This is a genomic window from Streptomyces sp. HSG2, assembly GCF_016598575.1.
Taxonomy (GTDB): domain Bacteria; phylum Actinomycetota; class Actinomycetes; order Streptomycetales; family Streptomycetaceae; genus Streptomyces.
In genome coordinates this window covers 1,537,960-1,564,098 of sequence record NZ_CP066801.1, presented here as the reverse complement: position 1 = coordinate 1,564,098, position 26,139 = coordinate 1,537,960, and the positions used below count along the sequence as shown (strand labels likewise).

At 71.7% G+C, this 26,139-nt stretch carries 25 protein-coding genes and 1 riboswitch; of the genes, 10 read left to right on the top strand and 15 right to left on the bottom strand.

The window, feature by feature from the left end:
* Nucleotides 1-140: 140 nt before the first annotated feature.
* From rsgA to JEK78_RS06295, 3 genes are all read right to left on the bottom strand, one after another.
* Nucleotides 141-1,151 (bottom strand): ribosome small subunit-dependent GTPase A, encoded by a 1,011-nt coding sequence (gene rsgA, locus JEK78_RS06305; protein WP_200263120.1) that lies wholly within the window; start codon nt 1,149-1,151, stop codon nt 141-143.
* Between the two features lie 12 nt (nt 1,152-1,163).
* Nucleotides 1,164-2,480 (bottom strand): 3-phosphoshikimate 1-carboxyvinyltransferase, encoded by a 1,317-nt coding sequence (gene aroA / locus JEK78_RS06300; protein ID WP_200263119.1) that lies wholly within the window; start codon nt 2,478-2,480, stop codon nt 1,164-1,166.
* A 69-nt stretch (nt 2,481-2,549) separates the two neighbouring features.
* Entirely contained in the window at nt 2,550-3,272 is a 723-nt protein-coding gene (locus JEK78_RS06295; RefSeq protein ID WP_200264018.1) for a M50 family metallopeptidase, read from the bottom strand.
* Between the two features lie 272 nt (nt 3,273-3,544).
* On the opposite strand from JEK78_RS06295, the gene JEK78_RS06290 reads away from it, so the two are divergent.
* The 8 genes from JEK78_RS06290 to JEK78_RS06255 all read left to right on the top strand — a co-directional run bounded on the left by JEK78_RS06290 (nt 3,545) and on the right by JEK78_RS06255 (nt 11,248).
* The gene (locus JEK78_RS06290) at nt 3,545-4,360 is read left to right on the top strand and encodes an SOS response-associated peptidase (RefSeq protein ID WP_200263118.1); all 816 of its coding nucleotides are present in this window, start codon (nt 3,545-3,547) and stop codon (nt 4,358-4,360) included.
* Between the two features lie 94 nt (nt 4,361-4,454).
* The gene (locus JEK78_RS06285) at nt 4,455-5,177 is read left to right on the top strand and encodes an alpha/beta family hydrolase (RefSeq protein ID WP_242483285.1); all 723 of its coding nucleotides are present in this window, start codon (nt 4,455-4,457) and stop codon (nt 5,175-5,177) included.
* 227 nt (nt 5,178-5,404) lie between these two features.
* Nucleotides 5,405-6,085: an RNA polymerase sigma factor SigR gene (gene sigR, locus JEK78_RS06280; protein WP_200264017.1), complete on the top strand. Its 681-nt coding sequence runs from the start codon at nt 5,405-5,407 to the stop codon at nt 6,083-6,085.
* Entirely contained in the window at nt 6,082-6,393 is a 312-nt protein-coding gene (rsrA, locus tag JEK78_RS06275; protein ID WP_200263117.1) for a mycothiol system anti-sigma-R factor, read from the top strand. The genes sigR and rsrA overlap by 4 nt, the downstream gene beginning before the upstream one ends.
* 281 nt (nt 6,394-6,674) lie before the next feature.
* Nucleotides 6,675-7,655: a tetratricopeptide repeat protein gene (locus JEK78_RS06270; protein ID WP_200263116.1), complete on the top strand. Its 981-nt coding sequence runs from the start codon at nt 6,675-6,677 to the stop codon at nt 7,653-7,655.
* 145 nt (nt 7,656-7,800) lie between these two features.
* Nucleotides 7,801-8,451: a peptide deformylase gene (gene def, locus JEK78_RS06265; RefSeq protein WP_200263115.1), complete on the top strand. Its 651-nt coding sequence runs from the start codon at nt 7,801-7,803 to the stop codon at nt 8,449-8,451.
* 330 nt (nt 8,452-8,781) lie between these two features.
* Entirely contained in the window at nt 8,782-9,819 is a 1,038-nt protein-coding gene (locus JEK78_RS06260; protein ID WP_242483284.1) for a multidrug MFS transporter, read from the top strand.
* 55 nt (nt 9,820-9,874) lie between these two features.
* A complete protein-coding gene (locus JEK78_RS06255) occupies nt 9,875-11,248 on the top strand; it encodes a cytochrome P450 (RefSeq protein WP_200263113.1) in 1,374 nt (457 codons plus the stop codon).
* 84 nt (nt 11,249-11,332) lie between these two features.
* Here JEK78_RS06255 and JEK78_RS06250 read toward each other — a convergent pair whose 3' ends face one another.
* From JEK78_RS06250 to nagB, 7 genes are all read right to left on the bottom strand, one after another.
* On the bottom strand, nt 11,333-12,352 hold the full coding sequence (locus tag JEK78_RS06250; RefSeq protein WP_200263112.1) for a ribonucleotide-diphosphate reductase subunit beta: 1,020 nt from the start codon (nt 12,350-12,352) through the stop codon (nt 11,333-11,335).
* A complete protein-coding gene (locus JEK78_RS06245; RefSeq protein ID WP_200263111.1) occupies nt 12,343-14,724 on the bottom strand; it encodes a ribonucleoside-diphosphate reductase subunit alpha in 2,382 nt (793 codons plus the stop codon). The genes JEK78_RS06250 and JEK78_RS06245 overlap by 10 nt, the downstream gene beginning before the upstream one ends.
* Nucleotides 14,725-14,844: 120 nt before the next feature.
* Nucleotides 14,845-14,996: riboswitch (cobalamin riboswitch) on the bottom strand.
* 162 nt (nt 14,997-15,158) lie between these two features.
* Entirely contained in the window at nt 15,159-15,662 is a 504-nt protein-coding gene (locus tag JEK78_RS06240) for a GNAT family N-acetyltransferase (protein ID WP_200263110.1), read from the bottom strand.
* 60 nt (nt 15,663-15,722) lie between these two features.
* Nucleotides 15,723-17,333 (bottom strand): sodium:solute symporter family protein, encoded by a 1,611-nt coding sequence (locus JEK78_RS06235; RefSeq protein ID WP_200263109.1) that lies wholly within the window; start codon nt 17,331-17,333, stop codon nt 15,723-15,725.
* Nucleotides 17,330-17,587, bottom strand: coding sequence for a DUF3311 domain-containing protein (locus tag JEK78_RS06230; protein WP_200263108.1), 258 nt, complete (start codon nt 17,585-17,587; stop codon nt 17,330-17,332). The genes JEK78_RS06235 and JEK78_RS06230 overlap by 4 nt, the downstream gene beginning before the upstream one ends.
* A 223-nt stretch (nt 17,588-17,810) precedes the next feature.
* The gene (locus JEK78_RS06225) at nt 17,811-18,614 is read right to left on the bottom strand and encodes a GntR family transcriptional regulator (protein WP_200263107.1); all 804 of its coding nucleotides are present in this window, start codon (nt 18,612-18,614) and stop codon (nt 17,811-17,813) included.
* A gap of 165 nt (nt 18,615-18,779) precedes the next feature.
* A complete protein-coding gene (gene nagB, locus JEK78_RS06220) occupies nt 18,780-19,565 on the bottom strand; it encodes a glucosamine-6-phosphate deaminase (protein ID WP_200263106.1) in 786 nt (261 codons plus the stop codon).
* A gap of 577 nt (nt 19,566-20,142) precedes the next feature.
* On the opposite strand from nagB, the gene JEK78_RS06215 reads away from it, so the two are divergent.
* Entirely contained in the window at nt 20,143-21,609 is a 1,467-nt protein-coding gene (locus JEK78_RS06215) for a PAS domain-containing sensor histidine kinase (protein WP_200264016.1), read from the top strand.
* 242 nt (nt 21,610-21,851) lie between these two features.
* Here the strand turns inward: JEK78_RS06215 and JEK78_RS06210 are convergent, their stop codons facing one another.
* Complete coding sequence (locus tag JEK78_RS06210) at nt 21,852-22,109, bottom strand: WhiB family transcriptional regulator (RefSeq protein ID WP_200263105.1); 258 nt, start codon at nt 22,107-22,109, stop codon at nt 21,852-21,854.
* A gap of 315 nt (nt 22,110-22,424) precedes the next feature.
* Entirely contained in the window at nt 22,425-23,393 is a 969-nt protein-coding gene (locus tag JEK78_RS06205; RefSeq protein WP_200263104.1) for a diacylglycerol kinase family protein, read from the bottom strand.
* A 114-nt stretch (nt 23,394-23,507) separates the two neighbouring features.
* On the opposite strand from JEK78_RS06205, the gene JEK78_RS06200 reads away from it, so the two are divergent.
* Nucleotides 23,508-23,966, top strand: coding sequence for a hypothetical protein (locus JEK78_RS06200; RefSeq protein WP_200263103.1), 459 nt, complete (start codon nt 23,508-23,510; stop codon nt 23,964-23,966).
* Between the two features lie 142 nt (nt 23,967-24,108).
* On the opposite strand, the gene JEK78_RS06195 is transcribed toward JEK78_RS06200, so the two are convergent.
* From JEK78_RS06195 to JEK78_RS06185, 3 genes are all read right to left on the bottom strand, one after another.
* The gene (locus JEK78_RS06195) at nt 24,109-25,173 is read right to left on the bottom strand and encodes an RNA polymerase sigma factor SigF (protein ID WP_200263102.1); all 1,065 of its coding nucleotides are present in this window, start codon (nt 25,171-25,173) and stop codon (nt 24,109-24,111) included.
* Nucleotides 25,174-25,191: 18 nt separating this feature from the next.
* Nucleotides 25,192-25,605 carry an anti-sigma regulatory factor gene (locus JEK78_RS06190; RefSeq protein ID WP_200263101.1) on the bottom strand — a complete coding sequence of 138 codons (414 nt, stop codon included), beginning with the start codon at nt 25,603-25,605 and terminating at the stop codon, nt 25,192-25,194.
* A 256-nt stretch (nt 25,606-25,861) separates the two neighbouring features.
* Nucleotides 25,862-26,122, bottom strand: a complete 261-nt coding sequence (locus tag JEK78_RS06185; RefSeq protein WP_200263100.1) for a UBP-type zinc finger domain-containing protein — start codon at nt 26,120-26,122, stop codon at nt 25,862-25,864.
* Between the last annotated feature and the right edge of the window lie 17 nt (nt 26,123-26,139).

Sequence of the window (26,139 nt, the reverse complement as noted above, 5' to 3'; positions counted from 1 at the left end):
GTGGCTTCCGGACCCGGTCCGGCTCGGTGCGATTATGCACTTACCAAAGCCGCGGTCGGGCAAACCACCGAGGGTCCCGGCGCGCGGTCGGACATGGGCTCTCGCGGGTCCCTCGCGGCCCGCTTCCCGGTGGCGGGGCGTCAGTCGCCTTCCCTGCGGTCGCGCGTCGAGAGCAGCCGGTGCAGCGAGCGCAGCCGCGCGGGATCGGCGTGGCCCTCCGACACCCAGGTCGGGAGCGCGCAGTCGGGTTCGTCGTGGCTGCACGCCCTGGGGCACCGGGCGGTGCCGGGCTCCAGGTCGGGGAAGGCGTGGATCACCCGCGAGGGCTCGACGTGGGCGAGCCCGAAGGAGCGGATGCCGGGGGTGTCGACCACCCATCCGGCCTCGCCGTCGAGCGGCAGGGCCAAAGCGGACGTGGTGGTGTGCCGGCCTCGGCCCGTCACCGCGTTCACCCGGCCCGTCGTGCGTTGGCGTGCCGGTGTGACGAGGGCGTTGACCAGCGTGGTCTTGCCCACGCCCGAGTGGCCGACGAAGGCGGTGACCTTGTCCTCCAGGTGCTCGCGAACCCGGTCGGCCGCCGTTCCGTGCTCCAGTTCCTCCCGGTCGGTGACGACGTGGGGGATGTCCAGCGCCCCGTACAGCTCCAGCAGGTCGTCCGGCGGCGCCAGATCCGACTTGGTCAGTACGAGAAGAGGGGCGAGACCGCCGTCGTACGCGGCGACCAGGCAGCGGTCGATCAGTCGGGGGCGGGGCTCCGGGTCGGCCAACGCGGTGACGATCGCGAGCTGGTCGGCGTTGGCGACCACGACCCGCTCGTAGGGGTCGTCGTCGTCGGCGGTGCGACGCAACACCGAGGTGCGTTCCTCGATTCGGACGATCCGTGCCAGTGTGTCCCGGGCTCCGGACAGATCCCCGACGAGCGCCACCCGGTCGCCGACGACCGCCGCCTTGCGGCCGAGTTCGCGGGCCTTCATGGCCATGACCGAACGGCCATCGACAAGGCAGGTCAGGCGGCCCCGGTCGACGGTGAGCACCATGCCCTCGGCCGCGTCGTCGTGCTTGGGCCGGATGTTCGTCCGGGGCCGGTTGCCCCGGCGGCCGGGACGCGCCCGGATGTCGTCCTCGTCGGTGTGCTTGCCGTACCGGCGCATGGCGCTGAACCCCTATGCCCCGAGCATCCCGGCCCACAGGTCGGGGAAGTCGGGCATGGTCTTCGCCGTGGTCGCCACGTTCTCCACGCGTACACCGTCGACGGCGAGGCCCAGGATCGCGCCGGCCGTGGCCATGCGGTGGTCCTCGTAGGTGTGGAAGACACCACCGCGCAGGGGGCGGGGGCGAACACGCAGGCCGTCCGCGGTCTCCGTGACGTCTCCGCCGAGGCCGTTGATCTCCTTGGTCAGCGCGGCCAGTCGGTCCGTCTCGTGCAGTCGCAGATGCGCCACGCCGCGCAGGGTGGAGGGCGAGTCGGCCAGCGCGGCGAGGGCCGCGATGCCGGGCGTCAGCTCGCCGACCTCGCTCAGATCGACGTCGATGCCGTGGACGGTGCCCGACCCGGTGAGGACCAGCCCGTGGTCGGTCAGCTCGCAGGCGCCGCCCATCTCGGTGAAGATCTCGCGCAATCGGTCCCCGGGCTGGGTGGTCCGGGCCGGCCAGTCGGGCACGACGACCCTTCCGCCCGTCACCAGGGCCGCCGCGAGGAACGGCTGGGCGTTGGAGAGGTCGGGCTCGATGGTCAGGTCACGGCCCAGGAGAGCGCCGGGTGTCACCCGCCACACGTTCGGCTCGCCGCCCGACTCCGGGGTGTCCACCTGGGCCCCCACCGCGCGCAGCATGTCGACGGTCATCCGGATGTGAGGCATCGAGGGGAGTGTGGAGCCGGTGTGCCGGACCTCGATCCCCTGGTTGTAGCGCGGTGCCGACAGCAGCAACGCGGAGACGAACTGCGAGGAGGAGGAGGCGTCGACGGAGACCCGGCCGCCGTCGACGGCCCCGCTCCCGTGGACGGTGAGCGGGAGCGCGCCGCGGCCGTCGTCGTCGATCCGGGCGCCGAGCACCCGCAGCGCGTCGATCACCCCGCCGAGGGGGCGCTCGTGGGACCGGGGGTCGCCGTCGAACCGCACCGGGCCGTCGGCGAGCGCCGCGACCGGCGGCAGGAACCGCATGACCGTGCCCGCGTTGCCCACGTCGATCGAGGCCGGGCCGCGCAGCCCCGCCGGCACCACCCGCCAGAACTCGCCGGTTCCGTCGGGCCCCACACCCTCCTCGATCGCCACTCCCATCGCCCGCAGGGCTTTGGCCATCAGCAGGGTGTCCCGTGAACGCAGCGGGCGGCGCAGCCAGCCCGGCTCGGCCGCGAGAGCGGCGAGGACGAGGGCGCGATTGGTCACCGACTTCGACCCGGGCACGTGCACCGTCGCGTCGACGGCTCCGGTCGCGTGCGGTGCGGGCCAGAGGGCGGTGTCTGCGGCATTCGAGGGCATGCCCCCACTTTAATGGCTGCGACACCGACGGAGATCTTGCCCGAACCGGGTCGGATACGTCCGAACCGCTCAGGTCGCCAGGAGGCGGGCTCCCCCGCCGAGCAGCGAGCACAGGGACACGGTGTGGAACAGGAGGAACCACACTCCCGCCGGCGCGTGCGTGAGCCGGGCGAGTTGGTCGGCGTCCGAGTCGGTCGCGCCCTCGCGGGCCCGCCTCACCTGGAGTTCGAGGGCCGGCCGGACCCCGCCCAGCAGCAGGAACCACACCGAGGTGTAGGCGAAGGCGGCCTGCGTCTGCGGTCCGGCCAGCCACGACACCAGGAGGAAGGTGCCTCCCGTCAGCACGACGGTGAGCACCCCGTAGGCGTTGCGGACCATGACCAGCAGGGCCACGAGCAAGCCCGTCGCCAGCCACAGCGAGAGGGTGATCCGACCGTCGGCCAGCAACACCGCTCCACCCAGGCCCAACAGCGACGGGGCGGGGTACCCGGCGGCGGCGGTCAGGATCATCCCGAGCCCTCGGGGCTTGCCCCGGCTCACCGTGAGACCGCTGGTGTCGGAGTGCAGCCGGATACCGGTCAGCGACCGCCCGGTGAGCAGCGCCACCAGCCCGTGGCCGCCCTCGTGGGCGATGGTGACGGCGTTGCGGGTCACTCGCCACGTCGTCCGCGGGACGACGGCGGCCAGGGCGAGAGCCAGCGTCGCGATCACCACCCACAGCTCGGGCGCGGGCTGTCCGCCCCACACCTCGTCCCAGAGGGAGGCGAGTGGCATGGAGGCGATACCGCCCATCGGGCTCTGCGGGCTGTCCATCGGTGCGGGGAGTCCCTCCTCGGTGTGACGTGGCCGCCGGCATTGTCGCGCGGATGTGCGGACGGTAGGTGAGACGTCGGTGTGGCGGAAATCGTTCCTGGGAGCGGCGCGCCGGCCGGCTCCCGCCGCGGGAAGCGGCGTCCGACCCGGGGTGGGGGAGTCCCGAGGGGATGGTGGCGGTGGAGGATGTCAACCTGGGGTGTGTCCGGTGCGCGACCCGGTGTCCCCGGGTGTCGGAGGGGTGAAGACAGATGTGCGGACGGTACGCGGCCAGTCGGAGTCCGGAGGAACTCGCCGGGATCTTCGAGATCGAGAGGTGGGAGCCCGAGGAAGCCCTGGAGCCCGACTGGAACGTGGCTCCCACCAAGGACGTCCACGCCGTCCTGGACCGTCCCCTCAAGGGCGACCCCCGGCCACGTCCCGTTCGCCAACTGCGCAGACTCCGGTGGGGTCTGGTCCCTTCCTGGGCCAGGACCCCCGAGGGCGCCGCGCGGATGATCAACGCTCGGGCGGAGACCGTGCACGAGAAGCCGTCCTACCGTCGCGCGTTCGCCGCCCGACGGTGTCTGCTGCCCGCCGACGGCTACTACGAGTGGGCGACCGGCCCCGAGGAACGGGAGTTGGAGGTCGAGGGGCGTCGGAAACGCCCCCGCAAGCAGCCGTACTTCGTGACGCCCGCCGACGGCTCCGTCCTCGCCATGGCCGGTCTCTACGAGTTCTGGCGGGATCGCACTCTGCCCGACGAGCATCCCCGGGCGTGGTGGGCGACCTGCTCGGTGATCACCACGGAGGCGGAGAGCACGCCTCTCGCGGTCGCGCCCGCCGCGGGGCCGACCTGCCTGGCGGACATCCATCCCCGTATGCCGCTGATGCTGACGCCGGACCGTTGGGACGCCTGGCTGGACCCGACCCACACTCGGAGGGACCAGCTGGCGCCCCTGCTGGAGCCTCCACCCGCCGGTCTGATGCGTGCGTACCCCGTCTCCACGGCGGTGAGCAGCGTGCGTGGCAACGGTCCGGAGCTGATCGAGGAGCTGGACGCGCCGGAGGCGGGGACACTCTTCTGAGGCCCGGGATCACCACCCTTTCCCGTGGTGATGCGGGCGACCGCGAGAGGGGACGACCGGAAGTGGCGCGCTGCGAGTGGTGGAGGACACGGACGTGACGGCGGAGACGGAGGACGTGCCCACCCGGGTCGGGGTCGCGCGGATCACCTGGCACCGCGCGCCCGACGCCAGGCTCACCCTGGCGCTGGGCCACGGTGCCGGCGGTGGTGTCGGCGCCCGCGACCTGCGAGCACTTGCCGATGCCCTGCCCCCGCACGGGGTGACGGTGGCCTTGGTCGAGCAGCCGTGGCGGGTGGCCGGCAAACGGGTGGCGCCCGCGCCGAGGACACTGGACGCCGGATGGGAGGAGGTCTGGCCCGCCTTGGGGCGTCCGGGGTCGCCGGTGGTCGCCGGCGGGCGCAGCGCGGGGGCCCGCGTCGCGTGCCGCACCGCCGCCGCGCTGGGCGCCCGGGCCGTGCTGGCGCTCGCCTTCCCGTTGCACCCGCCGGGGCGACCCGAGCGTTCGCGGGCGGAGGAACTGCCCGGCGCGGACGTGCGGTGTCTGGTCGTGCAGGGGGGTAGGGACGCCTTCGGGAAGCCGGAGGAGTTCCCGCCGGGACCCCACGAGCTGGTCGAGGTGGCCCATGCCGACCACGGCTTCGCGGTGCCGGCCAGAGCCCCGGTCACTCAGGGCGAGGCTCTTGCCGTGATCACCGACGCCGTCGTGGCATGGACCGGGACTCTGGCGCCGGCCCCCGGGAATGCCGCGCGTTCGGCCACTGTTGAGGCGGACGTACGGCGCCGTGATCGGCCCCGTACGAAGGGGACACAGTCGTAGGAGAGGAAGTCCGCCGCATGGGTGCGATCTCTTGCCCGCCCGCCGCCGGCGCCCGGACGGCCCCGGCGCCCGGCGCGGGCTCGTCGGAGTCGGGCGTGGGCCGGGATGGCAGGCCGGAGCTGGACTGGACGGTGCTGCACGCGCCCCGGACCGGCGCGCGGCCGGATCGTCGTCTATCCTCCGATTCGGGCGAGGCCGGAGGCGGTCTCGCGACGCCACTGGAGGAGGTGGGTCCGGTCACCGGCACCGACGGAGGGACCGACGGCCAGGCGGAGCACGCCGAGGGCCGCGGGTCCGACGCGGAGACGAGCGCGGAGCGCAGCGCGCGCTTCGAGCGCGACGCGTTGGAGTTCCTCGACCAGATGTACTCGGCGGGCCTCCGCATGACGCGCAACCCCGCGGACGCCGAGGACCTGGTGCAGGAGACCTACGCCAAGGCGTACGCCTCCTTCCACCAGTTCCGCGAGGGCACCAACCTCAAGGCGTGGCTCTACCGGATTCTCACCAACACCTTCATCAACTCCTACCGCAAGAAGCAGCGGGAGCCCCAGCGCAGCGCCGCGGAGGAGATCGAGGACTGGCAGCTCGCCCGCGCGGAGTCGCACATGTCGACCGGGCTGCGCTCGGCCGAGTCGCAGGCGCTCGACCACCTCCCCGACTCGGACGTGAAGGAAGCGCTCCAGGCGATCCCCGAGGAGTTCCGCATCGCCGTCTACCTGGCGGACGTCGAGGGTTTCGCGTACAAGGAGATCGCGGACATCATGGGGACGCCGATCGGCACCGTGATGTCCAGGCTCCACCGGGGCCGCCGGCAGCTGCGCGGCATGTTGGAGGACTACGCGCGCGAGCGCGGACTGGTTCCGGCCGGTGCGGGGGAGTCGAACGAGGCGAAGGGCTCGGGCTCATGAGTTGCGGCGACCCGCACGAGACGGACTGTGGCGAGATCCTCGACCACCTGTACGAGTTCCTCGACAGCGAGATGCCGGACGCCGATCGCGAGAAGTTCCGGCACCACATCGACGAGTGCTCGCCCTGCCTGGAGAAGTACGGCCTGGAGCAGGCCGTGAAGAAGCTCGTCAAGCGCTGCTGCGGACACGACGACGTTCCGGGCGACCTGCGGGCCAAGGTCATGGGGCGGATCGAGCTGATCCGGTCCGGACAGTCCGTGCCCGAGCACGACGTCGCGGCCCCGCCCGCGACGCCTCAGGAGTCCTGAGCCGCCGCCCCACGCACGGCTCCCGGCGGGGCCGGACCCCGACGCCCCGACCGTTCGAGGGCGGCGGCCCTTCGCGGTCCCCGCCGCCGTCCGGCGGGGCGGCGCGCGTCCCGGGCCGGAGACGGCCGCTCCCGGCTCGCCTGTCTTACCGCCCGCCTGGTGGGGTAACCCATGGGTAATGAGCGCCCCTCAAGCCGCACGTGGTTTGATGCGCGAGAGAGGGTGTACGGGGGCGCGGGACGGCACGGCCAGCCCACCGACGGAACTGGCAGGCGGGAATCGTGAGGATCTTCGGCAAGGGACGACATCGGCCGTCCGCCTCCTGGCGGAAAGCCACCGACCGCGCCTTCACCCTGATCGGGGACGGGCGCTACGAGGACGCGGGGGCCCTGCTCACCCGCGCCGCGGACCTGGAGCCCTGGCTGTCGGAGTCCTGGTTCAACCTGGCCCTGTTGTACAAGTTCCGGCACGACTGGGAACAGGCGCGGACGGCGGGACTGCGGGCCGTGGCGCTGCTGGATCGGGACGCGGGCGCGCCGGACTGGTGGAACGTGGGCATCGCCGCCACGGCGTTGCAGGACTGGCCGCTGGCCAGGCGGGCCTGGCAGGCCTACGGGCTGCGGACCCCGGGCGCCCGGAAGGACTCGGGCGAGCCGGTCGGCATGGAACTGGGCAGCGCGGCCGTGCGGCTCTCCCCCGAGGGCGAGGCCGAGGTGGTCTGGGGAAGGCGGCTGGATCCCGCCCGCGTCGAGGTGCTCTCGATCCCGCTGCCGTCCTCCGGCCGACGCTGGGGCGAGGTGGTCCTGCACGACGGGGTGCCGCACGGCGAGCGCACCACGGCGGCGGGGCGGACCTTCCCCGTCTTCGACGAGATCGAGTTGTGGGCTCCCTCGCCCGTGCCCACCTGGGTGGTCCTGCTGGAGGCGGCCACCGAGGCCGACCGGGACGCACTGGAGCGGCTCGCGTCCGAGGCGGGGTACGCCGCCGAGGACTGGTCGTCCTCGGTGCGCCTGCTCTGCCGGACCTGCTCGGAGTCCCGGATGCCCTCCGACGAGGGGGACGGGGAGCACCTCGACCCGCACGACCACAGCGAGCCCGGGCATCCGGGACCGCTGGGCCACCGTACCGACGGCCGGTTCTGGGTCCCGGAGCGGGAATGCGGCCTGGCAGCGCCGTCGGCCCTGGTCCGGGGGTTGCTGGAGAGCTGGGTGGCGGACAGCCCCGATTCCCGGGACTGGAGGGATCTGGAAGAGGTCTGCTGACGGGCGCCCGGGGCTTCGAACGGCGGTCGCGCGCCCGCGCCCGGCTTCCGACGACGGTCCCGCGCCCTCGCGGGCGCACGGCGGCCCGTACCCTTGCAGCATTCAGGTCACCCCCGTTATCCCCCGAGGAAGGCGTACGTCGGTCATGGCGCAGCAGGACACCGGTCAGCAGGAGGCGGGCGTGCTCCCCGTGGACGACGACGGCTACGTCGTCGACACCCAGGACTGCGAGCGACGAGAGGCGGACTGGCGTGAGCGCGGCACGTCCCGGCCGATCACCGTGGTCGGCAACCCGGTGTTGCACAAGGAGTGCGCGGACGTCACCGACTTCGGGGACGAGCTCCGGCAGCTCGTCGCGGACATGTTCGCCAGCCAGCGCACCGCCGAGGGCGTGGGGTTGGCCGCCAACCAGATCGGGGTGGACCGGAAGGTCTTCGTCTACGACTGCCCCGACGACGAGGGCGCCCGGCACGTCGGTGTGGTCTGCAACCCTCGACTCGTCGAACTGCCCGCGGAGCGGCGTCGGCTGGACGACAGCAACGAGGGGTGTCTGTCGGTGCCGACGGCGTACGCGTCGCTGCCCCGGCCCGACTACGCCGAGGTGACCGGGCAGGACGAGCGGGGCAATCCGATCAAGGTGCGCGGTACCGGCTACTTCGCCCGGTGCCTTCAGCACGAGACCGACCATCTCTACGGCTATCTCTACATCGATCGGCTCTCCAAGCGTGATCGCAAGGACGCCCTTCGTCAGATGGCGGAGAACGAGCCTCGCTACCCCGTCGTCGCCAACGACTGACCTCCCCGCGTCCCTCGCCCCTTTCGTGTGCCGTAACGGCGCCCGCTCGTCTTTCGAGTGGGCGCCGTCGTGCTTCCCGCCGCCCTCGGAGAGGTCGCGCGCGCCGGTTGCAGATCGTCGGACGACACCCTAGAAGAACGCGGCACCCCGGGGTGGTGAAGGGAGCGAATCCGTTCCCGGAGCCCGCGCCGTGGTGCTGTATGGAGTGAGCGGACATACCCGACGGCGCGCGCTTCTTCCCGTCCGAGGCGTGTGTCACCGGCGGATGAGAGGGGTTCGTTCGTGCATTCATTCCCACCCGACACCGCGGCCACATCGACGCGTGTCTCGGTGCCGCGCGCACTTCGGTTGCCGGTGATCGAGACCACCTTTCCCCGACGACTCCACGAATACTGGCCAACGCTTCGCGAGGAGACCCGAGGCTGGCTGCTCGAAAAGCGTCTGATGCCGCCGGACACGGTGTCCCAACACGCCGACCGGCTCCGCTACACCGATCTCATGGCGGGCTACTATCTGGGCGCCTCCGACGAGGTTCTCCAGGCCATCGCGGACTACAGCGCCTGGTTCTTCGTCTGGGACGACCGTCACGACCGCGACGTCGTCCACCGGCGCCCCGTCGCCTGGCAGCGGCTTCGCGACCGGCTCGGGCAGGTGCTCGACGCCCCACAGGAACACCTGGACCACGAGGACCCGCTGGTGGCGGCGTTCGCCGACGGCGTCCGTCGGCTCTACTCCTTCCTGCCAGGGGCCTGGAACGCCCGCTTCGCCCGTCACTTCGTCGAGGTGATAGGCGCCTACGACCGCGAGTTCCACAACCGCACCCTGGGCCGGGTCCCCCGCGTGGCCGAGTACCTCGCGCTCCGCAGGCTCACTTTCGCCCACTCGATCTGGAACGACCTCCTGGAACAGAGCGCGGGTCACGAACTCCCCGACGCCGTGCGAAAACACCCCGCGTACCGTCGCGCCGCGCTCCTGAGTCAGGAATTCGCCGCCTGGTACAACGACCTCTGCTCGCTCCCGAAGGAGTTGGCGGGTGGAGAGGTCCACAATCTCGGCATCAGCCTCATCGTGCACGAGGGGTTGACCCTGCCCGAGGCCGTCGCCGAAGTGCGGCGCCGGGTCGAGAGATGCGTGTTCGCGTTCATGGACGCGGAACGCGCGACATTGGCCTTCGCCGACGAACTCCGTGACGGAACCGCGCGCGAAAGGGAACTGGGCGCCGCCGTGCGCGCCTGTGTGGCCGATATGCGGAACTGGTTCAGCTCCGTGTACTGGTTCCACCACGAGTCCGGCCGATACGCGGTCGACGCGTGGGCGGATCGTTCCACGCCCCCCTATGTGGTCGACGAGGCGCCGGGTGGGCAGTGATTCCCCAGGCGTGTCCATACCCTCCGGACCACCGACCGATCCCAGGGAGTTCCCGATGACCGTCGAACCCGCGACCGAACGCCACCGCGGCCCCGGGGCCGAACTCCGCGAACCGCCGCCGGCCGCCGGGGCCGTTCCCCTGCTGGGCCACGGCTGGAGGCTGGCCCGTGACCCACTGGCCTTCATGACCCGGCTGCGCGACGACGGCGAGGTCGTCCGCCTCCGCCTCGGCCCCAAGACCGTCTACGCCGTCACCACGCCGCAGCTGACGGGAGAGGTCGCGCTCAGCCCGCACTACGCCATCGCCGGACCGCTCTGGGAGTCGCTGGAGGGGCTGCTGGGCAAGGAGGGCGTCGCCACCGCCAACGGCCCGCTCCACCGTCGGCAGCGACGCACCATGCAGCCCGCCTTCCGGCTGGACGCCATCCCCGGGTACGGTCCGGTGATGGTGGAGGAGGCCTACGCTCTGGTGGAGCGGTGGCGTTCCGCGACGGTCGTCGACATGACCTCGGAGTCCTTCAGACTGGCCGTCCGGGTGGCGGCGCGCTGCCTGATGCGGGGAGGTGGCATGGACGCGCAGGCCGATCGGATCTGCGCCGCGTTCACCACGCTCTTCCGCGGCATGTACCGACGCATGGTCCTCCCGCTGGGGCCGCTCCATCGCGTCCCGCTGCCCGGCAACCGCGAGTTCGACCGCGCCCTGAACGACCTGCACCGGCTGGCGGACGAGATCGTCGCCGACCGTCGCGCGAGCGGGCGCCGCCCGGACGACCTGCTCACCGCCCTGCTGGAGGCGAGAGGCGAGGACGGGGAACCGATCGGCGAACAGGAGATCCACGACCAGGTCGTCGCCGTCCTCACCCCCGGAAGCGAGACGATGGGCGCCACGCTCATGTCGCTGATGCTCGTCCTCACGGAGCATCCCGAGATCGGCGACGGCATCCGCGACGAGGTCGCCTCGGTGGTGGGGGATCGGCCCCTGACCATCGGGGACGTTCCCCGGCTGGCGTACACGGCGAGCGTCGTCGTGGAGACCATGCGGTTGCATCCGGCCGTCTGGGTCCTCACCCGGCGGGCGACGACCGGCACCGACCTCGGCGGATACCACCTCCCGGCCGGCGCGGACGTCATCTACAGTCCGTACGCGATCCAGCGCGACCCGCGGTCGTACGACCGGAGTGAGGTCTTCGACCCCGGACGGTGGACACCGGAGCGGGCCCGGGAGATCCCCAAGTACGCGATGCGCCCGTTCGGTCTGGGCAACCGCAAGTGTCCGAGCGATCACTTCTCCATGGCGGAACTCACGCTCGTCACCGCCGTGGTGGCCGCCGCCTACCGTTTCGAGCACGCACCCGGATCCGATCCCCGCATGCGGATCGGGATCACCCTGCGCCCGCGTCGACTGCTGTTGCGTCCGTCGCCTCGCTGAGCGCGGAGACCGCACGGCGGGTGCGGCGGGGGCGACCCCCGCCGCGACACGCGCCGCACGGGGGCGGTTCCGCGACCTTCCCGGTCAGAAGTCCTCGTCCAGGTCGACGGTGCCCTCCACCGCCACCTGGTAGGCCGACGGACGCCGCTCGAAGAAGTTGGTCAGCTCCTGGACACCCTGGAGTTCCATGAAGGAGAACGGGTTCTCCGAGCCGTACACCGGGGCGAAGCCGAGCCGCGTCAACCGCTGGTCGGCCACGCACTCCAGGTACTGCCGCATCGACTCGGTGTTCATCCCCGGCAGGCCGTCCCCGCACAGGTCGCGGGCGAACTGCAACTCCGCCTCCACGGCTTCCCGCAGCATGTCGACGACCTGCTCACGGAGCCGGTCGTCGAAGAGGTCCGGCTCCTCCTTGCGGACGGTGTCGACCACGTCGAAGGCGAAGGACATGTGCATGGACTCGTCCCGGAACACCCAGTTGGTGCCCGTGGCCAGACCGTGCAGCAGCCCCCGGCCGCGGAACCAGTACACATAGGCGAAGGCGCCGTAGAAGAACAGGCCCTCGATGCAGGCGGCGAAGCAGATCAGGTTCAGCAGGAAGCGACGCCGGTCCTCCCGGCTCTCCAGGCGGTCCAGGCGCTCGACCGAGTCCATCCAGCGGAAGCAGAACTCCGCCTTCTCCCGGATCGAGGGGATGTTCTCCACGGCGGCGAAGGCCGCGGTCCGGTCCTCCGGATCGGGGAGGTAGGTGTCCAGCAGTGTCAGGTAGAACTGGACGTGTACGGCCTCCTCGAACAGTTGGCGGCTCAGGTAGAGCCGCGCCTCCGGGGAGTTGATGTGCTTGTACAGCGTCAGCACCAGGTTGTTCGCGACGATCGAGTCCCCCGTCGCGAAAAAGGCGACGAGGCGGCCGATCAGGTGCTTCTCCTCGTCGGACAGCTTCGCGAGGTCCGCCACGTCCGAGTGGAGGTCGACCTCCTCCACCGTCCAGGTGTTCTTGATGGCGTCCCGGTAGCGCTCGTAGAAGTCCGGGTAGCGCATGGGCCTCAGCGTCAGCTCGAAGCCCGGGTCCAGCAGGTGGTGACGGTCGCTCATTACTGGCATGCCTCGCAGGACTCGGGGTTCTCAAGGGAGCAGGCGAGGGCCTCGGGGTCGGGCTCCCGCCTGGTGGGCGCGGGGACGGCGGCCCCGGCGCTGCCCCCGGCCGCGCGGGCGATCCGGGTGGCGGGCCGAGACCGCAGGTAGTACGTGGTCTTCAGCCCCGACTTCCAGGCGTGGGCGTACATCGAGGAGAGTTTGCCGATGGTCGGCGTCTCCAGGAAGAGGTTGAGCGACTGCGCCTGGTCGAGGAACGCCGTTCGCTCGGCGGCCATGTCGATCAGCGCGCGCTGGGGGATCTCCCACGCCGTGCGGTACAGCGCCCGCACCTCCTCGGGGATCCACGCGAACTCCCGCACCGAGCCGTTCGCCTCGCGCAGTGCCTCCCGGGTCCGGGCGTCCCACACCCCGAGCCGCTTGAGGTCCCGCACCAGGTAGGAGTTGACCTGGAGGAACTCGCCCGAGAGCGTCTCGCGCTTGAACAGGTTCGAGACCTGCGGCTCGACACACTCGTAGGCCCCGGCGATGGACGCGATCGTCGCGGTCGGGGCGATCGCCAGCAACAGCGAGTTGCGCATCCCGACGGAGGCGATCCGCTCGCGCAGCTCCGCCCACCGATCGGGCCAGGCCCGCTCGACGTCGTAGTGGTCGGGGTGCAGCACGCCGTCCGCGGTGCGCGTCTCCTCCCAGGCGGGCAGGGGGCCGTGGCGTTCCGCCAGGTCGGCGGAGGCCTCGTAGGCGGCGAGCATGACCCGCTCGGCGATCCGGGTGGACAGTGCCTTCGCCTCCGGCGAGTCGAAGGGGAGCCGCAGTCGGAAGAACACGTCCTGCAGTCCCATGGCGCCCAGGCCCACCGGCCTCCAGCGCGAGTTCGAGCGGCCCGCCTGCTCGGTCGGGTAGAAGTTGATGTCGACCACGCGGTCCAGGAACGTCACGGCGGTCCGGACGGTCGCGTCGAGCCGTTCCCAGTCGATGTCCCCGGCCGCCTCGTCGACGAACGCGCCCAGATTGACGGAGCCGAGGTTGCAGACGGCCGTCTCGTCGTCGTCGGTGACCTCCAGGATCTCCGTGCAGAGGTTGGAGGAGTGGACGACACGTCCCGGTCGGGCGGTCTGGTTGGCGGTGCGGTTGGCGGCGTCCTTGAAGGTCATCCAGCCGTTGCCGGTCTGCGCGAGGGTCCGCATCATCCGCCCGTACAGCTCCCGGGCGGGCAGCGTGCGGCGGGCCGAACCGGCGGCCTCGGCCGCCCGGTAGGCGGCGTCGAACTCCTCGCCCCACAGATCGACGAGCTCGGGCACGTCCGAGGGCGAGAAGAGCGACCAGGTGCCGTCCGAGGCGACCCGCCGCATGAACTCGTCCGGGATCCAGTGCGCGAGGTTGAGATTGTGGGTCCGGCGCGCGTCCTCGCCGGTGTTGTCGCGAAGCTCCAGGAACTCCTCGATGTCCGAGTGCCAGGTCTCCAGGTAGACCGCCGCGGCCCCCTTCCGCCGGCCGCCCTGGTTCACCGCGGCCACGGAGGCGTCCAGGGTCTTCAGGAACGGGACGATGCCGTTGGAATGCCCGTTGGTGCCCCGGATCAGCGAGCCTCGGGAGCGGATCCGGGAGTAGGAGAGCCCGATGCCCCCGGCGTGCTTGGAGAGGCGCGCCACCTGGTGATACCGGTCGTAGATCGAGTCCAGCTCGTCCTTGGGGGAGTCCAGGAGGTAGCAGGACGACATCTGCGGATGCCGGGTCCCCGAGTTGAAGAGGGTGGGGGAGGAGGGCAGGTAGTCCAATCGGCTCATCAGGCCGTAGAGCGAACCGACCTCTTCCACCGAGCGCGCGCTGTCGTCCTCGGCGAGGCCTGCGGCAACCCGCAACAGGAAGTGCTGTGGCGTCTCGACGACGCTCCGGGTGACCGGATGCCGGAGCAGGTAGCGGCTGTACAGGGTGCGCAGGCCGAAGTAGCCGAAGCGGTCGTCGGCCTCCGGGTCGACCAGGTCGTTCAGGCGCGCCGCGTGCAGCCGGGCGAACGCCGCGGTCCGGTCGCCGATCAGACCCTCGCGGTGCCCGACCTCCACGGAGTCGGTGAAGGTGACCACGCCCTGGGACGCGGCCTCGGCACGGATGCCGATGACGAGCAGCCGGGCGGCGAGCCGGGAGTAGGCGGGATCCTCGGAGATCAGGCCGGCCGCCGCCTCGGTGGCGAGTTCGCGCAGTTCGGCCTCGTCGGCGCGGGCGGACCGGCCGCGCAGCGCGGCGGCGGCCACTCGCCCCGGGTCGGCGTCGGGGAGGTCGGCCGTCAGCCGGGTCAGCGTCCGGAGGAGCACGGTGCCGGGCCCGTCGCCTTCCTCGGTCGCCGGGGCCGCTGAAGCCGGGTCGGCTGGCGCGATGGTCACGTGGGGGCTCTCCCTCGCTCGGCACGGGGCCCGAAGGGGAGCGCGGCGGCACGGGCGCGGCGGGGCGCCGCGTCCACCGGCCCACTCCACGAGGCCCGGTCGTCTCGACACCCGGTCGGGACGACCGGGTGTGCTGTCGGCAGGTCCTCGGACTGGACCGGGCGCGCATCCCGGGACGCGGGTGACACGCCGGTACACCGTTGCGGGACAGCTCCGGAATCGCACCGGATTCCCCTGCGGCGACAGCGAGCACGAGCATACATCTTGTGTCGGGCCTCGACGGCACACCCAGATGTTGTGTCCACGAGGGTCGCGGTGGCCCGCGTCGGGAGGCCGATTGAGACCGGTCGTGCGGGGCCCGTGCCCCGGTCCCGGCGCGGTGTACGGGCCCTGGATCCGCCTTCCGGCCCGCCGGCGTGGAGCCTCGCACGCCCTCACACGGACGTCTCGTAGACGATCAGGCGAAAACCGTCGCGCTCCGGGAGCGGGTTCCAGTCCCGCCCCGGCGCGCGGACGAAGCCCAGTCGTTCGTAGAGCCGGTGGGCGGCGTGCATCGACGGCTGGGTCGACAGGACGACGCGGAGTCGGCCCGACTCCCGGGCCGACTCCAGGCAGGCGCGCACGAGCGCCTCGCCGACGCCGCGGCGGCGGGCCGCCGGGGTGGTGGCGAGCATGCGGATCTCGGCCTCGCCCTCGGTCGCCAGCTCAGCCATCGGTCCTCCGGCGAGGGCGAGGGTCACCCCGCCGAGCAGTTCGGCCCCGTCCACGGCGACGAGGACCTCGGCGGAGTCCGCCCGCCCGGCCACGTCCCGAAGCTTGCTCAGGTACGGGTCCTCGGAACCGAAATCGAGGTGTCCGTCGACCAGGTAGGCCTGGGTGGTGATCTCGCCGAGAGCGAGGTGTTCGGCCGGCGATGCCCGCCGGATGTCGATGTCCATCGCGGCAGTGTGCCCGAGCCGCCGCCCGCGGGCACCCGGTTTTCCGCGGGCGGCGATCGGTCAGTGGGCGGAGCCCGCGGTGGCCGGCGGCGACTCGACCCGGACGCCCGGGTCCCCCGCGTCCGCCGTGTAGTCCTCCGGGCGGGTCTCGTCGTGGCCGTCCGGGGCGTTGACGGCGCGGAACACCAGTGTCAGGGCCACGGTGACCGCCGCGTTCAGGGCGAACGCCGTGAGTCCGATGTAGCCGATCTCCCCGATCCCCGGGATACGGTCCGACGAGCCGGCGAAGTGGGCCCGCGTGGGGGAGGAGACCCCGTAGGCGGCGAGTGTGCCGTACAGCATGCCGACGGCCCAGCCGGCCAGCAGCGCCCACCGGTGGAACCAACGGGTGAACAACCCACCGACCAGGGCGGGGAAGGTCTGGAGGATCCAGATGCCGCCGAGCAACTGGAAATTGATCGCGACCGTCTTGTCCATACCGAGGACGAACACCAGCGCCCCCACCTTGACCAGGAGGGACACCAGTTTGGAGACCCGCGTCTCGGCCGCCGCGTCGGCGTCGGGACGGACGAACTCCTTGTAGATGTTGCGGGTGAAGAGGTTGGCCGCGGCGATCGACATGATGGCGGCCGGCACCAACGCGCCGATCCCGATGGCGGCGAAGGCCACGCCGGCGAACCAGGACGGGAACATGTTCTCGAAGAGCTGAGGGATCGCCAACTGGCCGTTGTCCACGGAGACGCCGGCCGCGATGGCCATGAAGCCGAGCAGGGCGAGGAGGCCCAGCATCACCGAGTACAGCGGCAGGATCGTGGTGTTGCGACGGATCACCTCCCGGCTGCGGGAGGACAGCGTGGCGGTGATCGAGTGCGGATACATGAACAGCGCGAGCGCGGAACCCAGCGCCAGTGTGGCGTACGTCCACTGGCCCGCCTCGCTCGGGACGAGGCCGCCCGAGCCCGAGGTGGCGAACTTGTCCTCGGCCGCCGCGAAGATCTCGCCGAACCCGCCCAGCTTGATGGGGATGTAGATGATGGCCACCGCGATCACGACGTAGATCAGCGTGTCCTTCACGAACGCGATCAGCGCCGGGGCGCGCAGGCCGGACGAGTAGGTGTAGGCCGCCAGGACCCCGAAGGCGACAAGCAGCGGCAGGTCCTTGACGAACCAGTGGGTGTCCTCCCCGCCACCGACCCCCATCACGTCGAGGACGGCCTGGATGCCGACGAGTTGCAGCGCGATGTAGGGCATCGTCGCCAGGATCCCGGTCACCGCGACCGCGAGGGAGAGCCCTCTGGAGCCGAACCTGCCGCGTACGAAGTCCGAGGTCGTCACGTATCCGTGGCGATGCGAGACCGACCAGAGGCGCGGCAGGAAGGTGAAGATCAACGGATAGACGAGGATGGTGTACGGCACGGCGAAGAAACCGGCCGCGCCGGCCGCGTAGATCGCCGCGGGTACGGCCACGAACGTGTACGCGGTGTACAGGTCGCCACCCAGCAGGAACCAGGTGACCCAGGTGCCGAAGGAACGGCCGCCGAGCCCCCACTCGTCCAGACTGTTCTCGTCGGCCGCGCGCCGCCAACGAGCCGCGAGGAAGCCCAGGACGGTGACGAGGACGAAGAAGAACACGAAGACGCCGAGCGCGACGCCGTTCACGCCGTCGTTCACTTCGGCGCACCTCCGCGACGGGCGCGCTGGTCACGCTGCCAGAGTCGGTACGCGACCATCGTCAGTGCGGTGGAGACGACCACCCAGGCCATCTGGTACCAGTAGAAGAACGGGATTCCGGCGAAGCGGGGGTCGACCCTGGCGTACGAACCCACCCACAACATGGCCACGAACGGTGCGGCGAGACAGACACCGACGACGACGCGTGTCGGCGTCACCGTCGGCCCTCTGTCGGCCCCCGGGGTGTGCGACATCTGACGGCTCTCCGTCCCCTAGGTGATCGCCGGGTGCGATGCGCAGGGAAATGTAGGGGATGGCGCCGGCGGAGCGGAACCCCTTGTCCGCATACCGGTACAGTTCCCGCCTCCGTGCGTCGTCGGGGTTGGCGTCGCCGAGGGTCGGGGGAGCGCGCGGGCCCGGTGGTGCCGCGTCGCGCCGGCTCGCCCCCGCCGGGCGCCTGCCCCGGGCCCCGGCTCGTCAGCCGTCGCGGTGCCCGCCACCCGGGCTCTTGGGACGGGAGGGTTCCGGCGTGGGGACTCGCAGCCGTGCCACCAGCCTGTAGCGGTCCCCGCGGTAGACCGATCGCGTCCACTCCACGGCTCGTCCTCGTTCGTCGAAGGAGTGGCGGGAGAGCGACAGCATCGGCAGACCCACGTCGGTGCCGAGGAGGCCCGCCTCGCGCGGGCTCGCCGGTGCCGTCTCGATCGTCTCCTCGGCGTCGGTGAGCCGGACCCCGTGCACCTCGCGCAGCGCCGTGTAGAGCGAGGCGCCCCGGGCCAGTTCGTCTCGCAGCGAGGGGAACCGCTCCGCGCCCAGGTGGGTGACCTCGACGGCCATCGGTTCACCGTCGACCGACCGCAGGCGCTCGACACGGAGCACCCGGCCCCCCGGGGGGAGGTCCAGCAACGCGGCCAACCGCTCGTCGGCCGCCACGTGTTCCGCGGTGAGCAGCCGGACCGCGGGTTCCCGCCCCTGGGCGCGCATGTCATCGGTGGAGGACGTGAGGCCCAGTGTCTGCGAGACCTTGGGCCTGGCGACGAACGTGCCCTTGCCCTGGACCCGTCGGAGGCGCCCCTCGACCACCAGTTCCCGCAGCGCCTGCCGGACCGTCGTGCGGGAGGTGCCGAACGCCGCGGCGAGAGCGCGCTCGGGCGGAACGGGCGTGTCCGGCGCCTGGGACTCGGTCAGCCGGACCACGTGCTCCTTGAGTCGGTAGTACTTGGGGACGCGGGCCGTTCGGTCTTCCCGCGCGCCCTCCTCGTCCTTGGGCTCGGTGCTCAACGTTCACCTCCGAGGAGACCCCCGGTCGAGGCCGTGGGGTGGGGTGGACCCGCGTCGGGCGGGTGAGGCCGGTCGGCCGGGACCGGCGCCCGACGGCCGGTCCGTGCGCCGGCGGCCGACGCCCCCGGCACGACACGAGGGCGTCGGCCGCCCGCGGTCGCGGGCTCAGAGTCCCTGCCAGTCGGGTTTGGCCGCGTAGGCCTGCCGGAAGTAGTCGGCGCGTGTCAGCGCGGAGGCCGCCGCCTCGTCGACGACGATGGTGGCGTGCGGATGCAGTTGGAGCGCGGAAGCGGGGCAGGCCGCGGACACCGGGCCCTCCACCGCGGCCGCGACGGCCTCCGCCTTGCCCTCGCCCGTGGCGAACAGCACCAGGTGCCGCGCCTCCAGTATGGTGCCGACGCCCTGGGTGATCACGTGGCGCGGCACCCGTTCCTCGTCGTCGTCGAAGAAGCGCGCGTTGTCCCGTCGGGTCCGGCGGGTCAGGGTCTTGATCCTGGTCCGGGACGCCAGTGAGGAACAGGGTTCGTTGAAGCCGATGTGACCGTCGGTGCCGATGCCGAGCAGTTGGAGATCGACGCCGCCGGCCGCGGCCAGCGCCCGGTCGTAGGCCGAGCAGGCCTCGGACAGGTCGGCTGCCATGCCGTCGGGGCCGAGGAAGGCGTCGTCGTCGAGCCCGAGGGGCTCCAGCACCTCACGCCGGATCACCGCGCGGTAGGACTCCGGATGCTCGGGCGGCAGGCCCACGTACTCGTCGAGTTGGGCGATGCGGAGGGCCTTGGTGTCCACCCTTCCGGATCGCGCCCGGGCGGCCAGCGCCTCGTAGACGGGCGCGGGGGTCGATCCGGTCGCCACCCCGAGCAGCGCGTCGGGTCTGCGGTCGATCAGGCTCGCGACGGCCTCGGCGACCAGGTCGCCGCCGGACCGTGCGTCCGCGACGATGACGACTTCCACGGGGGACCGCCCCTTCCGATCGGGGCCGGGAAGACCGGCGGGTGTGTGGTGTAGACCAATTTACCAGCGGCGTGGCGAGCGGCGAATCCGCCGGCGACGGTCCGGGTTCCGGCCTGTCGCCCGAGGAACGCCCGGGCTCGCTCGGCCGCCCGGCGCGTCGCTCACACCCCGGGGCTCGTCGACGCGGTCGGGCGGCTCCACGGGGCACCTTCCCACGGGATCGCGCGGGGTCTCCCCGGTGTCCGGCCGCCCCCGAGCCTCCGCGGCATGGACAGCGGTCCGGGTCCGGTTCACAATGTGCGGTGCGAAGGCCGTCAAAGACCTCCGCCCTCCCCGCGAGGGAAGGCGGACGAGGAACGGGGCCCGTCCCGGCGTCCCGGTTCCTCGACCTTCGGCCGACCGGCACCGCACACCGTCGGCCGTGCCGCTCCGGGTCGCGGTGTCGCGAGGGTCGAGGGTCCCTCCACGGCGCCGCGGCCCGCGGGTGTCCCGTCCCCGCTCGCGGGTCGGGGTCGGCGGGCGTCTCGGCCTCCGGGCACCGTCGGGGCCTGCGGGTACGCTCCCCCCCGTGCCCTCCATGAACGAACTGGTCCGCCAGCACACCGCCCTCGACGCCTCCGACCTCGAGTGGCTCCACCTGCTGGTGTCGGAGTGGCAGCTCCTCTCCGACCTCTCCTTCGCGGACCTCGTCCTGTGGGTTCCCACCCGTGACGGCGCTCGCTACGTCTCCATCGCCCAGATGCGCCCCAACACCGGCCCCACCTCCTACCAGGACGACATGGTCGGCCACCTGGTGCCCCGAGGCCGGCGACCGATGTTGGACGTGGCGCTCGACGAGGGGCGAATCGTGCGCGAGGGAGATCCCGAGTGGCGTGAGGAGGTTCCGGTGCGCGTCGAGTCCATCCCCGTGAGGCGCCAGGGGAGGGTGCTCGGTGTGATCGCCAGGAACACCAACCTGCTCACCGTGCGAACGCCCAGCCGCCTCGAACTGACCTATCTGCAGAGCGCCTCGGATCTGGCCCAGATGATCGCGGCCGGCGCGTTCCCGTTCGAGAACCAGCAACTCGACATGGGGGCGTCCCCTCGCGTCGGGGACGGCCTGATCCGAGTGGACGCCGACGGTCTCGTCCAGTACGCCTCGCCGAACGCCTTGTCCGCCTATCACCGTATGGGGCTCGCGGCCGATCTGGTCGGCCACCACCTCGGGGCCACCACCGCCGAACTGGCGCCGAGCCGAGGCCCGGTGGACGAGGCGTTGGCCAAGCTCGCCAGCGGCTGGGCGCCGCGCGAGTTCGAGATCGAGGCCAACGACGGGGTGATCCAGTTCCGGGCGATCCCCCTGAAGCCGAAGAGCACGCGGATCGGGGCGCTGGTCCTGCTGCGAGACGTGACCGAACTGCGCCGCCGAGAACGTGAGTTGATCACCAAGGACGCCACGATCCGGGAGATCCACCACCGAGTCAAGAACAATCTGCAGACGGTGGCGGCCCTGTTGCGCCTCCAGGCCCGTCGCATCGGATCCGAGCGCGGCCGAGAGGCCCTGGAGGAGGCGGTGCGCCGGGTGGGTTCGATCGCCATCGTGCACGAGACGCTCTCCCAGAACCTCGACGAGCGCGTGGAGTTCGACGTCATCGCCGACCGGGTGCTGGCCATGGTCGCGGAGATCGCGCCGGGCGCGGTCGACACCCGGCGCGCGGGCCGCTTCGGAATCCTGGACGCCGAGGTGGCCACCCCGCTGTCGATGGTCCTGACCGAGGTCCTGCAGAACGCCATGGAGCACGGGTTCCGGGGCGGTGACACCGGCACGGTCGAGGTCTCCGCGGTCCGCGGCGGGACGGCGAAGGAGGCGCGCCTGCTGGTGACGGTGCAGGACGACGGCTCGGGGTTGCCCGAGGACTTCGATCCGCGCCGCGCCGGCAACCTCGGTCTGCAGATCGTGCGGACCCTGGTGGAAGGGGAGCTGGGCGGGAGCTTCGACATGATCCCGGCGCCGGGGGCCGGGACCCGCGTCATCCTGGACATCCCGATCCCCGCGCGCGAGTAGCCGGGAGCGGGGACGCGGGCCGCGGGGTCCCAATCCCCGTGAAGGGCCCGTGCCCGCCTCCGGGCAGCAAAGGGCCCCGGATCTGGGGTGATCCGGGGCCGATGCTCGCTGCTTCAAGCTGCGCGTTGAGGGTACTGCGCGCTGCGACACGGGGGCGGGGGCGGCCTCACATGGTCCGCGGACCGGCGTGGGGAGGCTGACGCGCCGCCAAGCTCAGGCTGCCTTAGGGGCGGCGGGGTGGGTCAGGCCGAAGCCTGACGGGCCCGGTTGCGGGCGGCGCGGCGCTTCATGGCGCGACGCTCGTCCTCGCTGAGACCACCCCAGACGCCCGAGTCCTGACCGGATTCGAGCGCCCACTGCAGGCACTGCTCGACAACCGGGCAGCGACGGCAGACGGCCTTGGCTTCCTCGATCTGCAGCAGCGCAGGACCGGTGTTGCCGATGGGGAAGAAGAGCTCGGGGTCTTCCTCGCGGCAAACGGCGCGGTGACGCCAGTCCATGGCTGCTACCTCTCCTTGGTGTTACGTGCAACTGCTTGTGAATGTGAACGCTTTCACGAATCCCCCAACAAGGGAAGGGGCTACTGCCGGTAACCGGCGTAGTCCTGTGACATGAGAGGGATTCTGGTGATCTGTGGAGGCCGATCCCGCGGGCCGTCCCGATCGCCACGTAGAGACTCGCAAACCTCGGCGGCGGATACAACCCCTTCCGGAAAGTTTTTTTTGATTCTTCGGTGTCGGGTAGGTCACAGCCGTAATTCCATGGGGTGGACCCTGGCCTAAACGTTCGACTGAAAGGTCTTTCGCCTCTTCTACTCACACAATCACACGCAGTGCACGGCGAACGCCTGTGAACGTCACGCTGGTTCGCAGCCCCAGGTGGTCGCCGTCCATCTGAAGGGGGAGCGGGGCCTTGGAATGCAAGGTGAACTCGTCCAGGTCGTGCAGGGAGACGGCATGCCTGCCGCGCGGGCCGCGCGAGGGGGACGAAGCGAGCAACTGCGCGCCGTAGCGGGCGACCGCGGCCGTGGACAGCCGGCTGAGGCCGAACAGGTCGAGGCCGGTGTCGAAGTCGGCGGCGGGGGAGGCGTAGATCGGTCGGTTTCCCAGGAAGGTCCACGGGGAGGTGTTGGAGACTATGGACACCACCAGATCCGCCACCGGCTCCGCGCCCGCGCGTTCCAGCGTGATGGTCCCGCCCCGGCGGTGTGGCTCGCCCAGCAACTGCCGCATCACCTGGCGCACGTAGAGGGCGTGCGTCGACTTCGTGCCACGCTCGCGGTGCTGTTCGACCCGACCCACCACGCCGGCGTCGAATCCCAGACCCGCGTTGAAGGTGAACCAGCGCGCTGGGACGTTCTCGTCCCGCGAGCCCGGCGTTCCGGAGGCCAACCCCAGTCCCACGGTCCGTTCTCGCCCCTCGCGCAGCGCGTCCAGAAGGGCGCCGGTGGCCTCGACCGCGTGATTGGGAAGCCCCAGGGCCCGGGCGAAGACGTTGGTGGAACCCCCGGGGACCACCGCGAGCCCGGGCAGGCGTGCGGGCGCAGGGCCGGCGTGCAGGAGGCCGTTCACCACCTCGTTGACCGTGCCGTCGCCCCCCAGGGCCACCACCAGGTCGACGTCGGCCGCCTCCGCCGCCCGCCGGCCGAGGTCCCGCGCGTGCCCCCGGTACTGGGTCGTCACCGCCTCCAGCTTCATCTCGCTGGCCAAGGCGTGGACCAGGACGTCTCGGGTACGCGCACTCGTGGTGGTGGCGGCGGGATTGATCACGAGGAGAGCGCGCATGGGTTGCAGGGTACCTACCGGGCGGTACTCGATCCCGGGCGAGGCCGGGAATCGGATATTCCGCTCCATCGGGCGCCGGTCCGGTCCCAAGCCCGCCCGGGCTACCCTGCAGAGGTGACCAGCGAGCAGACCTCCGCCCACGAGCGCGACGACTCCCCCACCGCGCTCCCCGAACCCCGCCCGGGACGGCTCACGGCGGTCGCCGCGCTCGCCGGACTGGAGGGGCTGGCGCTCCTGGTCGGCGGCGGGTGGATGCTCGCCACGGTGTTCGGCGATCACGCCGACGACGCAACGGCCGCCGTCACCGGAGGGGTCACCCTGATCGTCCTCGCGTTGCTTCCGCTGCTCGCCGCGCGCGGCCTGCTGGCTCGACGGGGCTGGAGCCGGGGCCCCGCGGTGATCACCCAGCTCCTCGCGCTGCCCGTGGCCTACAACCTCCTCCAGGCCGACAGCGTCGCCATCCCGGCGGGGATCGTGCTCGGTGTCGTCGCCGTGACGGCCCTGGTGCTCCTGGTCAATCCGGAGACCACCCGGGCTCTCGACATCCGGGGTCCGGGCCGGGAGCGAGGCTAGGGGCGGGGCTCGGCGGTCGCGTCGGCCGCCCGAGGGGGGCCCGTCTGTCTTCCGCCGCCGCGGTGCGACGCCTCCCCCGACGCGCCGGGCGCCCCACCTCGACGAGGCGCGGACCGGGCGGGGACCCGACACCCTCCCGCGGCTACTCCTCGACCAGCAGCTTCTCCCGGAGCTGGGCCAGGGTGCGGGCCAGCAGGCGAGACACGTGCATCTGGGAGATCCCGACCTCCTGCGCGATCTGGGACTGGGTCATGTTGCCGAAGAACCGCAGCAGCAGGATGCGCTTCTCCCGGGGAGGGAGATCCTCCAGCAGTGGCTTGAGCGACTCCCGGTACTCCACTCCTTCCAGCGCCTCGTCCTCCGCGCCCAGCGTGTCGGCGACGGCCGGCGACTCGTCGTCGGTGTCGGGCACGTCCAGGGACAGCGTGGAGTAGGCGTTGGCCGACTCCAGGCCCTCCAAGACCTCCTCCTCGGAGATCCCGAGCCGCTCCGCCAGCTCGTGGACCGTGGGGGAGCGGCCGTGCAACTGCGAGAGCTCCGCGGTCGCCGTCGTCAGCGCGAGCCGAAGCTCCTGCAGCCGGCGCGGCACCCGGACCGCCCAGCCCTTGTCCCGGAAGTGTCGCTTGATCTCGCCCACGACGGTCGGTGTCGCGTACGTGGAGAACTCCACACCCCGGTCCGGGTCGAAACGGTCGACCGACTTGATCAGCCCGATCGTGGCGACCTGGGTGAGGTCGTCCAAGGGCTCGCCGCGGTTGCGGAAGCGGCGGGCGAGGTGCTCCACGAGCGGCAGGTGCATGCGCACCAGCCGGTTGCGCAGTCGCGCGTACTCGGGACTGTCCTTGGGCAACCCGCGCAGTTCCGTGAAGAGGGCGCGGGCGTTGCCGCGCTCTCGCGGGTCGTGGCGGGAGGCGGGGGAGAACCGCGCGCGCGGCCCGCGCTCCTCCGGGTTCCTCTCGTGCTCGGCCGTCCTGTCGCCCGTACGCCTTCCCGGGGCCCTGGCCTCCGGCCGGTCGGGCCGAGTGGACGGGGGTCCGCCGTCGACGCGGGGCTCCTCCGCCCCCGGCGGCGACTCCGAGGAGTCCTCGGGGTGTGGCCGGGCCTGCTCGGGGATGGCGTCGAAGCCGTCCGGAGCCCGCCCGGCCCCGCCTCGCGGGCGGCTGCCCTCGGCGGGCGTCCCGCGTGCGCCGCGCTCTTCGTCACGCACCGGACCGTCCCCCGTCCCTCACGCCGGCCCGGGTCCCGCGCCGCGCTGCTTGTAGAGGCTTATCGACACGGTCCGGTCCTCGTCCACGGCCGAGGAGACCTTCCCCGCCAGCGCGGAGAGGACCGTCCAGGCGAAGGTGTCCCGCGAGGGGGCGTGGCCGTCCGTGGTCGGAGCCGAGACGGTGACCTCGAGCGAGTCGTCGATGAGGCGGAAGACGCAGCTCAGGACCGAGCCGGGCACGGCCTGCTGCAACAGGATCGCGCAGGCCTCGTCGACCGCGATGCGAAGATCCTCGATCTCGTCGAGGGTGAAGTCCAAACGGGCCGCGAGGCCGGCCGTCGCCGTACGCAGCACCGACAGGTAGGCACCCGCGGCCGGCAGCCGGACTTCCACGAAGTCCTGGGTCGCGGGCTCGCCTGCGATCTGGGACACCCTCACCTCCAAGGTGGTACAAGCATGTCAAGGTCGAGGGTCGCCCCTCGGGTAACGCGGTGGCGCGATAGGTGGTTCAACCGTGACGTTACCGCGCTCCGAACTTCCTGTCCCCGAGACCCCAACCCCTTGCCGTCACGCATAGTAAACACCTGAACACGTACAGTGGCTAGGGGGTGGGCGGGCTCAAATCGGAAGAGCGCGCGCCGGGTTGACGTACCCAGCCGTCGAGGGGTCGAACCGTCCGGAACACGGGTCATACGAGCCTGTGATCCGGATAGCACCACCGCCACCGATCGCCGGGTTCGTGGCTGCGCATCACCGGATGCGCGGTCTCCACGTGGTGGCGTGTGGCGTGTCGCCCCGGCGACGAGTCGCAGCAGCCCACATGACCGCAGGTGAGGCACAACCTCAGTTGGACGGGCTCGGTGCCCTCCGCCAGGCACTCCGGGCAGGTGCCCGTCCGGGGCGCCGGTTCCGGCCGCGGCAGCGCGTCGACGTGCGTGCACTGTTCCATGCGTGCCAGGTTACGAC